Here is a 13,372-nt window from a genome sequence, read left to right on the forward strand (position 1 = left end):
GGATTAAGTGTAAGCCACACGGGCAAAAGTCGCTCAGCAAACCCAGGTTGCACGGCTGGGTTGATCCAGATGTTGTGCGAGGAAGTTGGCGAAATCGCGCCGAGGAATCGCTCGGGCGCCGAGGCTGTGCAGATGGTCGGTCGGCATCTGGCAGTCGATCAGCACAAAACCTGAGTCTTTCAGATGTCGCACCAGCGTGGCAAAGCCATATTTCGAGGCGTTGTCGGCGCGGCTGAACATGGATTCGCCGAAAAACAGCTGACCCATCGCCAGGCCATAGAGCCCGCCGACCAGCACGCCATCATCCCAAACCTCCACGGAATGCGCGTAGCCACGTCGATGCAGCTCGAGGTAAGCCGTCTGCATCGCGTCAGTGATCCAGGTGCCGTCGGCGTAGTCCCGAGGCGCGGCGCAGGCGCTGATCACCGAGGCAAAGTCCTGATCGAAGGTCACTTGATAGCGTTGCTGGCGCAGCAATTTATTCAGGCTGCGCGAGACATGCAGTTCGTCGGGAAATAAGACGGTGCGCGGATCCGGCGACCACCAAAGGATCGGCTGGCCTTCCGAGAACCATGGAAAGCAGCCGTGGCGATAAGCCTGAATCAGACGATCGGCGGACAGATCTCCACCCGCGGCCAGCAACCCGTTGGGGTCGCGCATGGCTTTTTCCAGCGGCGGGAACGTCAGGGTGTTGCGTTGTAACCAAGTCAGCATGGCATCCGGGCTTGCAGAAGGGGAGGGCGGTGACGGGCTGGCGGCCCGCCGTGAAGTGTGCCGTCAAACGGTGGGAATGTCGTCGAGGTATTTCTCGGCGTCCAGCGCGGCCATGCAGCCGGCCCCGGCGGAGGTTACGGCCTGTCGGTAGACGTGATCGGCCACGTCGCCGGCGGCGAACACGCCCGGGATCTCGGTAGCTGTGGCATCGCCATCGCTGCCGCCCTTGACCAGCAGATAGCCGTCGCGCATTTTCAACTGGCCCTCGAACAGGTCAGTGTTGGGCTTGTGGCCGATCGCGATGAACACGCCGGCCAGTGGCAATTCACGGGTTTCGCCTGTGTGGCTGTCGCGCAGGCGGGCGCCGGTCACGCCACTGGCATCACCCAGCACTTCATCGAGATTCTGGTTCCAGTGCAGGCGGATATTGCCGTTGGCGGCTTTTTCGAAGAGTTTGTCCTGGAGAATCTTCTCCGAGCGCAACTTGTCGCGCCGGTGAATCAGGTGGACTTCCTTGGCGATGTTCGACAAGTACAGTGCTTCTTCAACCGCTGTGTTGCCGCCGCCGACCACCGCGACCACTTGGTTGCGATAAAAAAATCCGTCGCACGTGGCGCAGGCCGAAACCCCTCGGCCGGCAAACGCCTCTTCCGAAGGCAGCCCTAGATATTGCGCCGAGGCGCCGGTCGCGATAATCAGCGCGTCGCAGGTGTATGTGCCGCTGTCGCCGATGAGCTCGAACGGGCGTTGTTGCAACTTGGCGGTGTGGATGTGGTCGTAGACGATCTCGGTGGCAAAGCGCTCGGCGTGTTTTTGCATGCGTTCCATCAGCACCGGGCCGGTGAGGCCTTCAACGTCGCCGGGCCAGTTATCGACTTCGACGGTCGTGGTCAGCTGGCCACCTGCCTGTATGCCGGTAATGACAACGGGTTTGAGGTTGGCGCGGGCGGCATAAACGGCTGCGCTGTATCCGGCAGGGCCGGAACCCAGAATGATCAGGCGGGAATGCTTCGGTTCGCTCATAAAAACACCTCATAAGCCTTTGTCACAAAAGAGAATGCATGCTCAAATTGAAACGCGCGTAACGTGCTTTTGGCTATGCTACACCGAAGGGCTTCAAGCATGGCATCGGGCGAACAAACCCGTACAATGCCGTCTGTAACAGTGATTGAAACAAAATAAGCTGTGCGTACCGTGTTTATAAAAACCGGGGTGCAATGTTAAAAGTAGTCCCAGTTGCGCGTGTTAACTTTTTTACCTGCCTGGATTGGGCAGTTTTTTATAGTCATTCAACAGATGGACGCGCCATGGGCGCAGGAAAAGAAGCGTTTTGAAGAAATCCACCGCAGCACCCAAAACAGTCGTCGTTCCACTCTGGCGCCAGCACTTGCACTACCGGCTCAAGGAAGGTGCATTGATCGCCATCGGTGGCCTGTGCCTGTTCCTGATGATGGCCCTGTTGACCTACGGCAAGGACGATCCGGGCTGGAGCCATAACAGCAAGATCGACGACGTACAGAACTTCGGCGGGCCGGTCGGCTCCTACAGCGCCGATATCCTGTTCATGGTGCTGGGTTACTTCGCCTACATCTTCCCGTTGTTGCTGGCGATCAAGGCCTATCAGATCTTCCGTCAGCGCCACGAACAGTGGCAGTGGAGCGGCTGGCTGTTCTCCTGGCGCCTGATCGGCCTGGTGTTTCTGGTGCTGTCGGGCGCGGCACTCGCGCATATCCATTTCCATGCGGCGACCGGTCTGCCGGCCGGTGCGGGCGGCGCGTTGGGCGAAAGTCTTGGCGACCTGGCCAGGAACGCGCTGAACATCCAGGGCAGCACGCTCTTGTTCATCGCGCTGTTCCTGTTCGGCCTGACGGTGTTCACTGACCTGTCGTGGTTCAAGGTGATGGACGTTACCGGCAAGATCACCCTCGACCTTTTCGAACTGTTTCAGGGCGCGGCCAATCGCTGGTGGAGCGCCCGTGTCGAGCGCAAACAACTGGTGGCGCAGCTGCGTGAAGTCGATTATCGCGTGCATGACGTGGTCGCCCCGACGGTTACGGACAAACGCGAGCAAGCCAAGGTCAAGGAGCGCCTCATCGAGCGTGAGCAGGCCCTGAGCAAGCACATGTCGGACCGCGAGAAGCAGGTGCCGCCTGTCATCGCACCTGCGCCGCCCAAGCCGGCAGCGCCGAGCAAGCGCGTCGAGAAAGAGAAGCAGGCGCCGTTGTTCGTTGACAGCGCCGTCGAAGGCACCTTGCCGCCGATCTCGATTCTCGACCCGGCCGAAAAGAAACAACTCAATTACTCTCCAGAATCGCTGGCCGCCGTCGGCCACTTGCTGGAAATCAAGCTCAAGGAATTCGGCGTCGAAGTCTCGGTGGATTCGATCCATCCGGGCCCGGTCATTACCCGTTACGAAATCCAGCCGGCCGCCGGCGTCAAAGTCAGCCGCATCTCCAACCTGGCGAAAGACTTGGCGCGATCCCTGGCCGTGACCAGCGTTCGTGTGGTGGAAGTGATTCCGGGCAAGACCACCGTCGGTATCGAGATTCCCAACGAGGACCGCCAGATCGTGCGTTTCTCCGAAGTGCTGTCGACCCCTGAGTACGACAACTTCAAGTCGCCGGTCACCCTGGCCCTGGGCCACGACATCGGCGGCAAGCCGGTCATCACTGACCTGGCGAAAATGCCGCACTTGTTGGTGGCCGGTACGACCGGTTCCGGTAAGTCGGTGGGTGTGAACGCGATGATCCTGTCGATCCTGTTCAAGTCCGGCCCGGAAGACGCCAAGCTGATCATGATCGACCCGAAAATGCTCGAGCTGTCGATCTACGAAGGCATTCCGCACCTGCTGTGCCCGGTCGTGACCGACATGAAGGACGCGGCCAACGCCTTGCGCTGGAGCGTGGCGGAGATGGAGCGTCGCTACAAACTGATGGCGAAGATGGGCGTACGAAACCTGTCGGGCTTCAACGCCAAGGTCAAGGAAGCTCAGGACGCGGGCACGCCGCTGACCGATCCGTTGTACAAACGCGAAAGCATTCATGACGAAGCGCCGCTGCTGACCAAACTGCCGACCATCGTCGTGGTCGTCGACGAATTCGCCGACATGATGATGATCGTCGGCAAGAAGGTTGAAGAACTGATCGCCCGTATCGCTCAGAAGGCCCGGGCGGCCGGTATCCACTTGATCCTCGCGACCCAGCGTCCGTCGGTTGACGTGATCACCGGTCTGATCAAGGCCAACATCCCGACGCGCATGGCGTTCCAGGTGTCGAGCAAGATCGACTCCCGGACGATCATCGACCAGGGCGGTGCCGAGCAACTGCTGGGCCACGGTGACATGCTCTACATGCCGCCGGGCACCAGCCTGCCGATCCGTGTTCACGGTGCGTTCGTGTCCGATGACGAGGTTCACCGGGTGGTTGAAGCCTGGAAACTGCGCGGTGCACCGGAATACAACGACGAGATCCTGGCCGGTGTTGAGGAGGCCGGTAGCGGTTTCGACGGTGGCAGTGGCGGTGGCGACGAAGACAGTGAATCCGATGCGCTTTACGACGAAGCGGTGCAGTTCGTCCTGGAAAGCCGTCGTGCGTCCATCTCTGCGGTTCAGCGCAAGCTGAAAATCGGCTACAACCGCGCCGCACGCATGATCGAAGCCATGGAAATGGCCGGGGTCGTGACGTCCATGAACACCAACGGTTCGCGTGAAGTCCTGGCGCCTGGCCCGGTACGCGACTGATTTGATTTTGAAAGGATGGCGCAGTGATGCGCCACCCGAACTCCCACGAATGTTATGAGGACTCCCATGCGTCTTATCCGCATGCTGTTGCTGCCGGTACTGGCTTTGACCACGCTCTCGGCCCACGCCGATGACAAGGACGTGGCGCGTCTGACCCAACTGCTGGAAAAATCCCAGACCCTGACTGCGCGCTTCTCTCAGCTGACGCTGGATGGCAGCGGCACCCAGTTGCAGGAAACGGCCGGGCAAATGTCCCTGCAGCGTCCTGGCCTGTTCTACTGGCATACCGACGCACCGCAAGAGCAATTGATGGTTTCCGATGGCAAGAAGGTGTCCCTGTGGGACCCGGACCTGGAACAGGTCACCATCAAGACCCTTGACCAGCGCCTGACCCAGACACCTGCGCTGCTGCTGTCCGGCGACGTGTCCAAGATCAGCCAGAGCTTTGACATCAGCGCCAAGGAAGCCGGCGGCGTGATCGACTTCACCTTGAAACCTAAAACCAAGGACACCCTGTTCGACAGCCTGCGCCTGTCGTTCCGCAATGGCCTGGTCAATGACATGCAACTGATCGACAGCGTCGGTCAGCGCACCAATATCCTGTTCACCGGCGTGAAGGCCAACGAGCCGATCCCGGCGTCCAAGTTCAAGTTCGACATTCCCAAGGGGGCCGACGTCATTCAAGAGTAAGACGCAAAACCTGTTGGAGCTGGCTTGTGTGGCGAGGGAGCTTGCTCCCGCTTGGGACGCGAAGCGCACCCCGAAATGGGACCGCTGCGCAGTCCAGCGGGAGGAAGCTCCCTCACCACAGGATTTCGCCAGACTTGAGAACTGCGTAATAAAGCGAGGTTTCAACCGCACGTGATGGACCTGTTTCGCAGTGCCCCGATCGCTCAACCCTTGGCCGCCCGCTTGCGCGCAGCCAATCTGGACGAGTACGTCGGTCAGGAACACCTGCTGGCTCGCGGCAAGCCTTTGCGCGAAGCCCTGGAGCAGGGTGCCCTGCACTCGATGATTTTCTGGGGCCCGCCGGGCGTGGGCAAAACCACCCTGGCGCGGTTGCTCGCGGAAGTCTCGGATGCGCACTTTGAAACGGTCTCGGCGGTACTGGCTGGCGTGAAGGAAATCCGTCAGGCGGTGGAAATCGCCAAGCAGCAGGCCGGCCAGTACGGCAAGCGCACCATCCTGTTCGTCGATGAAGTGCATCGCTTCAACAAGTCGCAGCAGGATGCATTCCTGCCATACGTTGAAGACGGCACGCTGATTTTCATCGGCGCAACCACGGAAAACCCTTCCTTCGAACTCAACAACGCGTTGCTCTCCCGGGCACGCGTTTACGTGCTCAAAAGCCTCGACGAAGCGGCCCTGCGCAAACTGGTGCATCGGGCGCTGACCGAAGAGCGTGGCCTGGGCAAGCGGCAGCTGACCCTCAGCGATGAAGGCTTCCAGATGCTCCTGTCGGCTGCCGATGGCGATGGCCGGCGGCTGCTGAACCTGCTGGAAAACGCCTCGGACCTGGCAGAAGACAACAGCGAGATCGGCATCGATCTGCTGCAAAGTCTGCTCGGCGATACCCGCCGGCGTTTCGACAAGGGCGGCGAAGCGTTTTACGACCAGATTTCTGCGCTGCATAAATCGGTGCGCGGCTCCAATCCCGACGGCGCGTTGTACTGGTTCGCGCGGATGATCGACGGCGGTTGCGATCCGCTGTACCTGGCCCGGCGCGTGGTGCGCATGGCCAGCGAAGACATCGGCAACGCTGACCCGCGTGCCCTGAGCCTGTGCCTGGCGGCGTGGGAAGTGCAGGAGCGCCTCGGCAGCCCTGAAGGCGAGTTGGCGGTGGCCCAGGCCATCACTTATCTGGCTTGCGCGCCGAAAAGCAACGCGGTGTACATGGGGTTCAAGGCCGCCATGCGCAGCGCCACCGAACACGGTTCGCTGGAAGTGCCGCTGCATTTGCGCAACGCACCGACCAAGCTGATGAAGCAATTGGGTTACGGCGATGAATACCGTTATGCCCACGATGAGCCGGACGCCTATGCCGCTGGCGAAGACTATTTCCCGGAAGAACTCGAGCCGCAACCGTTCTATCAGCCCGTGCCTCGCGGCCTGGAGCTGAAGATCGGCGAAAAGCTCAATCACCTTGCACAACTTGACCGTCTAAGCCCCCGACAGCGGAGAAAATAAGTGATTCCATTGGTCATTGCTGTCTCCGTTGGCGGTGTCGCCGGGACTCTGTTGCGCTTTGCCACCGGTAATTGGGTCAACGCTAATTGGCCGCGGCACTTCTATACCGCGACGCTGGCCGTTAATATCGTCGGCTGTTTGCTGATCGGCGTTCTATACGGTCTGTTTTTGCTACGCCCGGAGGTGCCGATCGAGGTGCGCGCCGGGTTGATGGTCGGCTTCCTCGGGGGGCTGACGACTTTTTCATCCTTTTCACTGGATACGGTGCGCCTGCTCGAAACCGGGCAAATGCCGCTGGCCCTGGGCTATGCTGCCATCAGCGTATTCGGCGGGCTGCTCGCCACCTGGGCTGGCCTGTCCTTGACCAAACTTTGATAACGAGAGACCGACATGCTCGATTCCAAACTGTTACGTAGCAACCTTCAGGACGTAGCGGACCGCCTGGCATCCCGTGGCTACACGCTGGATGTTGCGCGCATCGAAGCGCTGGAAGAACAGCGCAAGACCGTCCAGACCCGCACCGAAGCACTGCAGGCTGAACGTAACGCGCGCTCCAAATCCATCGGCCAGGCAAAGCAGCGCGGCGAAGACATCGCGCCGTTGATGGCCGACGTCGAGCGTATGGCGAACGAATTGAGTGCCGGTAAAGTCGAGCTGGACGGGATCCAGACCGATCTGGATTCGATCCTGCTCGGCATCCCGAACCTGCCGCACGAATCCGTGCCAATCGGTGATGACGAAGACGGCAACGTCGAAGTGCGCCGCTGGGGTACCCCGACCGCGTTCGATTTCCCGGTCCAGGACCACGTGGCCCTGGGCGAGAAGTTCGGCTGGCTGGACTTCGAAACCGCCGCCAAGCTGTCCGGCGCCCGTTTCGCCCTGTTGCGCGGCCCGATCGCCCGTATGCATCGCGCCCTGGCGCAATTCATGATCAACCTGCACACCAGCGAACACGGTTACGAAGAGGCTTACACGCCTTATCTGGTCCAGGCCCCGGCGCTGCAAGGCACCGGTCAACTGCCGAAGTTCGAAGAAGACCTGTTCAAGATCAGCCGCGAAGGCGAAGCCGATCTGTACCTGATCCCGACCGCTGAAGTGTCGCTGACCAACATCGTCGCCGGCGAGATCGTCGATTCGAAGCTGCTGCCGATCAAGTTCGTCGCCCACACGCCGTGCTTCCGCAGCGAAGCCGGTGCGTCGGGTCGCGATACTCGCGGGATGATCCGTCAGCACCAGTTCGACAAGGTCGAGATGGTCCAGATCGTTGAGCCGTCGACCTCGATGGACGCGCTGGAAGGTCTGACGGCCAACGCCGAGAAAGTCCTGCAACTGCTGGAACTGCCTTATCGCACGATTGCACTGTGCACCGGTGACATGGGTTTCAGCGCGGTCAAGACTTACGACCTGGAAGTGTGGATCCCGAGCCAGGACAAGTACCGCGAGATTTCGTCGTGCTCCAACTGCGGCGACTTCCAGGCCCGTCGTATGCAAGCGCGTTTCCGCAACCCGGAAACCGGCAAGCCTGAACTGGTTCACACCCTGAACGGTTCGGGTCTGGCAGTCGGTCGTACCCTGGTGGCGGTGCTGGAAAACTACCAGCAAGCCGACGGTTCGATCCGTGTGCCTGAAGTGCTGAAACCTTACATGGGTGGCCTCGAGGTCATCGGCTAAATGGACTATCTGCCGCTGTTCCATAACCTTCGCGGCAGTCGTGTGTTGGTCGTTGGTGGGGGGGAGATTGCCTTGCGCAAATCCCGCCTGCTGGCCGAAGCCGGTGCGCTGCTGCGGGTGGTCGCACCTGAAATCGAACCGCAACTGCGCGAGCTGGTTGTCGGTAGCGGCGGCGAGTGCCTGTTACGGGGCTACGTTGAAGCGGACCTGGACGGTTGCGGGCTGGTCATCGCCGCCACCGATGACGAACCGCTGAACGCGCAAGTTTCCGCTGATTCCCATCGGCGTTGCGTGCCGGTCAATGTGGTGGATGCGCCGGCTTTGTGCAGCGTGATCTTCCCGGCGATCGTCGACCGTTCTCCCTTGATCATTGCGGTGTCCAGCGGCGGCGATGCGCCGGTGCTGGCGCGGCTGATCCGCGCCAAACTGGAAACCTGGATTCCGTCCACCTACGGTCAACTGGCCGGTCTGGCGGCGCGTTTTCGCAGCCAGGTCAAACGCCTGTTCCCGGACGTGCAGCAGCGTCGGGCATTCTGGGAGGATGTGTTCCAGGGCCCGATTGCCGACCGGCAACTGGCCGGGCAGGGTGCTGAAGCCGAACGCCTGATGCTGGCGAAGATCAATGGCGAAGCGCCGGTCGCCACCGGTGAAGTGTATTTGGTGGGCGCGGGCCCCGGTGATCCTGACTTGCTGACCTTCCGTGCCTTGCGCCTGATGCAGCAAGCCGATGTGGTGCTCTACGACCGCCTGGTCGCCCCGGCGATTCTCGATCTGTGCCGTCGCGATGCCGAGCGGGTCTACGTCGGCAAGCGTCGCGCCGATCACGCGGTGCCGCAGGACCAGATCAATCAGCAATTGGTCGACCTGGCCAAGCAAGGCAAGCGGGTCGTGCGATTGAAGGGCGGTGATCCGTTCATCTTCGGTCGTGGCGGTGAAGAGATCGAAGAACTGGCGGCCCATGGCATCCCGTTCCAGGTCGTGCCGGGTATCACCGCCGCCAGCGGTTGCGCGGCATATGCCGGGATTCCGCTGACCCATCGCGATTACGCGCAGTCGGTGCGATTTGTCACCGGGCACTTGAAGGACGGCTCCACCGATTTGCCGTGGGCCGACCTGGTTGCGCCGGCACAAACCCTGGTGTTTTACATGGGGCTGGTGGGCTTGCCGATCATCTGCGAGCAACTGATCAAGCACGGTCGCGGGGCGGACACCCCAGCGGCGCTGATTCAGCAGGGCACCACGGTCAATCAGCGGGTATTTACCGGCACGCTGGCTGATCTTCCTCGACTGGTGGCGGAGCATGAAGTGCATGCGCCGACGCTGGTGATCGTTGGGGAAGTGGTGCAATTGCGCGAGAAACTGGCCTGGTTTGAAGGGGCTCAGGCGCAAGTCTGATCGGACCGAGCCGGTCGAGCGCGACCCCGGCCCATCGCTGGCAGGCTAGCTTCCACAGGGGATTTGAGAACGACACAAATCCAGTGTGGGAGCTAGCCTGCTAGCGATTGGGGGCCTCAAAAATGGCACAAACCTCAGGCCCTGCGCCAAACCCCTTTCCCGTTCAACCGCGCCCGATCATGGGTTGCTGTGAAATCCTGCGCCGGCCCTTTCGGCACAATCCCGGTCGGGTTGATGGTCTTGTGGCTGCCGTAGTAATGATTTTTGATGTGCTGAAAATCCACCGTCTCGGCAACGCCCGGCCATTGGTAAATCTCCCGCAGCCAGTTCGACAGATTCGGATAATCGGCAATCCGCCGCAGGTTGCACTTGAAGTGGCCGTGATACACCGCATCAAAGCGAATCAGCGTGGTGAACAGCCGAATATCCGCTTCGGTCAGGTACTCGCCGGCCAGGTAACGGTTGGCGCCCAGCAGTTGCTCCAATCGATCCAGTTCGGCAAACACATCATCAAACGCTTCTTCATACGCCTGCTGTGACGTGGCAAACCCTGCGCGATAAACGCCGTTGTTCACGGCCGGATAAATCCGCTCATTCAACGCATCGATCTCGCCGCGCAGGGGGGGCGGGTAGAAATCCAGGTCATTGCCGGTCAGGTCATCGAAGGCGCCGTTGAACATGCGGATGATCTCCGCTGATTCATTGTTGACGATGCGGTTTTGCTGTTTGTCCCAGAGCACCGGCACGGTGACGCGGCCGGTGTAGTCGGCGGTATCGGCGGTGTAGCGCTGGTGCATGAAATTGAAATGATCGAGTTTGTCGCCGGTCGAGCCCAGGTTCTGGTCGAAGGTCCAGCCGTTTTCCAACATCAACCAGCTGACCACCGAGACGTCGATCAGGTTTTCGAGGCCTTTGAGTTTGCGCAGGATCAGCGTGCGATGCGCCCACGGACAGGCGAGGGATACATAAAGGTGATAGCGGCCAGCTTCGGCTGCAAAGCCACCGACGCCCGTCGGGCCGGGCTTGCCGTCGGCGGTCAGCCAGTTGCGACGTTGCGCCTGTTCGCGCTGGAACGCGCCGTCCTTGCTGCTTTCGTACCACTGGTCCTGCCAGCGACCTTCAACTAACAAACCCATGTTCAAGACTCCTCAACCGATAAGCGTTGGAGAGGAGTCTATTCATATAGGTTCGATTAAATAGCGCAAAGGTTCGAGGGTTATGATCGGTTAAATCGATCTGTCCCGAGCGTCCCAATACTGCTGCGCCGTTTCGAAGGCGTGTTCCCGGGTCTGACCGAGGCCACGCAATGCGAGGGCCATGGTCGAGATCAAGGCCATTTGCGGGTAGCTGTCGACCACGTCACCGCGCCAGACGGCTTTCAAATGTTCAGGATCGAGCGAGGCAGGTTTGACGTGGCGTTGACTCGACAACTGCGGCCATTCCTCGTCCCAGCTTTCGCCGCCGGTGGTGCCGTACAGGTGGCTGTCGGCATCCGGGTTGATCTCGATTTCGCCACCGTCGCCCTTGACCACAATCGCGGTGTCGCCGAGCAAGCCGCTGGCATCGCGATGCACCGCCTGGTAACCCGGGTGGAAAATGCTTTGCAGGCCGCAGCGAGCACCCAACGGGTTGAGAATGCGGGTGAGGGAGTGAATCGGTGAGCGCAGGCCCAAGGTGTTGCGCAGGTCGATCATGCGCTGCAACTGCGGTGCCCAATCCACCAGCGGCATAAACGCCAGGCCGCCGTTATCGAGCGCCGAGCCGACCTGTTGCCAGTCGCGGCACAACGGGATGTTCAACCCTTCCAGCAGTTGTTCGCTGTAGAGCCGGCCGGCCGTATGGGCGCCAGCGCCGTGCATAAAGATGCGCACGCCGTTTTGCGCCAGGCATTTGGCCGCCAGCAGGTACCACGGCAGGTGACGCTTCTTGCCGGCATACGTCGGCCAGTCCAGGTCCACCGCCAGGGCTGGCGGGTTCAACCGTTCGCGCAGGGCTTCGGTGAAACCGGCCATTTCCTCGGCGCTTTCTTCCTTGTGCCGCAACAGCATCAGGAACGCGCCGAGCTGGGTGTCCTCGACCTTGTCGTCGAGCACCATGCCCATGGCTTCACGCGCTTCGGCCCGGGTCAGGTCGCGGGCACCGCGCTTGCCTTTGCCGAGGATTCGCACGAACTGGGCGAACGGATGTTCGGCGGGGGTTTCGAGGGTCAGCGCTGGAAAGTCAGTCATAAGCAATTCGTCGGTTTGGGCAGGCCCGCCAGTTTCGCGGCGAGTTTGGCAGGGGTGCCTTTGAACAGTCGGTTGAGGTGCAGGCTGTTGCCTTTTTCCGGGCCGAGCTTCAACGCGGTGTACTTGATCAGCGGTCGGGTGGCCGGGGATAGCTGGAATTCGGCGTAGAAGTTGCGGAGCAATTCGAGGATTTCCCAGTGCTCCGGGCTCAACTGGATGTCTTCGGCGGCGGCGAGGGCGCTGGCCACCTCGCTCGACCAGTCACTCAGTTCGACCAGGAAACCGTCCTTGTCCAACTCGATGGCGCGTGCGCCGACTGTCAGGGAATTCATAGCCAACTGTTCACCTTGTCGTAGTGAATCGACAACTCGACGAAGGCGGGGTAATCAATGGCTTTGGCCGCGTCAGGAACCGCCAACGCACGGGCCTGGGCGTCTTCGGCCAGTACGAACAGTTTCAACGGGCGGGCATTCAGCGCGTTGAACGGCGCGGTGCCCGGTTGCAACGCATAGACGGCGTCGCCGGTCAGCAGCAACGCGTCGTTTGTGCCGATCACGCGCAGGCAACTGGTCAGGCGGTCATCGCCGAACGGGGAATGAGACAACACATGCAAAGTCGACATCAGAGGGTGATCACCTGGTCGTAACGGTCAATAAGTGCGGTGATTTCCTGGGTGGCCAGCACCCGGGCTTCTTCAAGCGACCGACCGTTGAGGTCCAGACCTCGTTCGGCAGCGCTGTGGCCACAGACATACAGGTCTTCCACACCGAACATCGGCAACGCTTGCAGGTTGGCGCTCAGGTCTTTTTGTTGCAGGGCCTTGGCGTCCTGTTTCGCAGCGAGCTGGAACACCCCGTCATCGAGAAACAGCAAGCCAATCGGCAGGTCGAACGCGCCACCAGCCAGCACGATGTCCAGCGCTTCCCGAGCGTTCGGCCCGGACCACGGGGCCTGGCGGCTGATAATCAACAAGGATTTAGCCATCTCACGCGCCTCCGAAACAAATCAGGCGGTCAGCGTCTTGCACCGCGTCATGCAACTGGCCGAGGCCGGACAATTCCCACGGCGCGCCCACGGCAACGGCGTCACGCTGATAGCGTCCGGCTTCCTCTGCGTTCAACACGCCACGGCGCAGGGCGGCGGCAATGCACACGACGCCATCCAGCTGATGCTCGGTGACAAAGGCGCGCCATTGCTTGGGCAGGTCCTGCTCATCCTGCGGCGTGACCACGCTGCCGGAGGCGTTGTAGACGCCGTCCTGATAGAAAAACAGCCGGACAATCTCATGCCCGCCGGCCAGCGCTGCCTGGGCAAACAGCAAGGCACGGCGCGAGGAGGGCGCATGGGCGGCGGAAAACAGCGCGATGGCGAACTTCATGACGGACTCGATCAGCAAAACTGCGGTCATGATAAAGCTTTATCGCGAGTGCGGCGAAGG

The 13,372-nt window shown here is 60.9% G+C and carries 14 protein-coding genes; 6 read left to right on the forward strand and 8 right to left on the reverse strand.

All coding sequences use genetic code 11. The annotated features are described in order from the left end of the window. Positions 1–33: 33 nt before the first annotated feature. Positions 34–714: a leucyl/phenylalanyl-tRNA--protein transferase gene (aat, locus tag FHL16_RS16700; protein WP_010458902.1), complete on the reverse strand. Its 681-nt coding sequence runs from the start codon at positions 712–714 to the stop codon at positions 34–36. A gap of 63 nt (positions 715–777) precedes the next feature. After that, positions 778–1,737, reverse strand: a complete 960-nt coding sequence (gene trxB / locus FHL16_RS16705) for a thioredoxin-disulfide reductase (RefSeq protein ID WP_077748745.1) — start codon at positions 1,735–1,737, stop codon at positions 778–780. 307 nt (positions 1,738–2,044) lie between these two features. On the opposite strand from trxB, the gene FHL16_RS16710 reads away from it, so the two are divergent. The 6 genes from FHL16_RS16710 to cysG all read left to right on the forward strand — a co-directional run bounded on the left by FHL16_RS16710 (position 2,045) and on the right by cysG (position 9,706). Then, the gene (locus FHL16_RS16710; protein WP_077748746.1) at positions 2,045–4,453 is read left to right on the forward strand and encodes a DNA translocase FtsK; all 2,409 of its coding nucleotides are present in this window, start codon (positions 2,045–2,047) and stop codon (positions 4,451–4,453) included. 66 nt (positions 4,454–4,519) lie between these two features. Further along, complete coding sequence (gene lolA, locus FHL16_RS16715) at positions 4,520–5,143, forward strand: outer membrane lipoprotein chaperone LolA (protein WP_007904916.1); 624 nt, start codon at positions 4,520–4,522, stop codon at positions 5,141–5,143. A gap of 174 nt (positions 5,144–5,317) precedes the next feature. Further along, complete coding sequence (locus tag FHL16_RS16720; protein ID WP_010458909.1) at positions 5,318–6,640, forward strand: replication-associated recombination protein A; 1,323 nt, start codon at positions 5,318–5,320, stop codon at positions 6,638–6,640. Further along, complete coding sequence (crcB, locus tag FHL16_RS16725; protein ID WP_010458911.1) at positions 6,641–7,015, forward strand: fluoride efflux transporter CrcB; 375 nt, start codon at positions 6,641–6,643, stop codon at positions 7,013–7,015. Between the two features lie 15 nt (positions 7,016–7,030). After that, positions 7,031–8,311, forward strand: coding sequence for a serine--tRNA ligase (serS, locus tag FHL16_RS16730; RefSeq protein ID WP_010458913.1), 1,281 nt, complete (start codon positions 7,031–7,033; stop codon positions 8,309–8,311). After that, positions 8,312–9,706 carry a siroheme synthase CysG gene (gene cysG / locus FHL16_RS16735; RefSeq protein ID WP_010458915.1) on the forward strand — a complete coding sequence of 465 codons (1,395 nt, stop codon included), beginning with the start codon at positions 8,312–8,314 and terminating at the stop codon, positions 9,704–9,706. A gap of 134 nt (positions 9,707–9,840) precedes the next feature. On the opposite strand, the gene FHL16_RS16740 is transcribed toward cysG, so the two are convergent. The 6 genes from FHL16_RS16740 to tusD all read right to left on the reverse strand — a co-directional run bounded on the left by FHL16_RS16740 (position 9,841) and on the right by tusD (position 13,312). Next, positions 9,841–10,842, reverse strand: coding sequence for a glutathione S-transferase family protein (locus FHL16_RS16740; protein ID WP_077748747.1), 1,002 nt, complete (start codon positions 10,840–10,842; stop codon positions 9,841–9,843). A 90-nt stretch (positions 10,843–10,932) separates the two neighbouring features. After that, positions 10,933–11,934 (reverse strand): glycosyl transferase family protein, encoded by a 1,002-nt coding sequence (locus FHL16_RS16745; RefSeq protein WP_010458919.1) that lies wholly within the window; start codon positions 11,932–11,934, stop codon positions 10,933–10,935. After that, complete coding sequence (locus FHL16_RS16750; RefSeq protein WP_010458921.1) at positions 11,931–12,266, reverse strand: TusE/DsrC/DsvC family sulfur relay protein; 336 nt, start codon at positions 12,264–12,266, stop codon at positions 11,931–11,933. The genes FHL16_RS16745 and FHL16_RS16750 overlap by 4 nt, the downstream gene beginning before the upstream one ends. After that, the gene (gene tusB / locus FHL16_RS16755) at positions 12,263–12,556 is read right to left on the reverse strand and encodes a sulfurtransferase complex subunit TusB (RefSeq protein WP_077748748.1); all 294 of its coding nucleotides are present in this window, start codon (positions 12,554–12,556) and stop codon (positions 12,263–12,265) included. The genes FHL16_RS16750 and tusB overlap by 4 nt, the downstream gene beginning before the upstream one ends. Next, entirely contained in the window at positions 12,556–12,918 is a 363-nt protein-coding gene (gene tusC / locus FHL16_RS16760; RefSeq protein WP_077748749.1) for a sulfurtransferase complex subunit TusC, read from the reverse strand. Before tusC ends, tusB begins: the two co-directional genes overlap by 1 nt. Position 12,919: 1 nt before the next feature. After that, positions 12,920–13,312: a sulfurtransferase complex subunit TusD gene (gene tusD / locus FHL16_RS16765; protein WP_010458929.1), complete on the reverse strand. Its 393-nt coding sequence runs from the start codon at positions 13,310–13,312 to the stop codon at positions 12,920–12,922. Positions 13,313–13,372 lie beyond the last annotated feature (60 nt).

It is taken from the genome of Pseudomonas sp. FSL W5-0299 (assembly GCF_005930655.1).
In the GTDB taxonomy this organism is placed as follows: domain Bacteria; phylum Pseudomonadota; class Gammaproteobacteria; order Pseudomonadales; family Pseudomonadaceae; genus Aquipseudomonas; species Aquipseudomonas mandelii.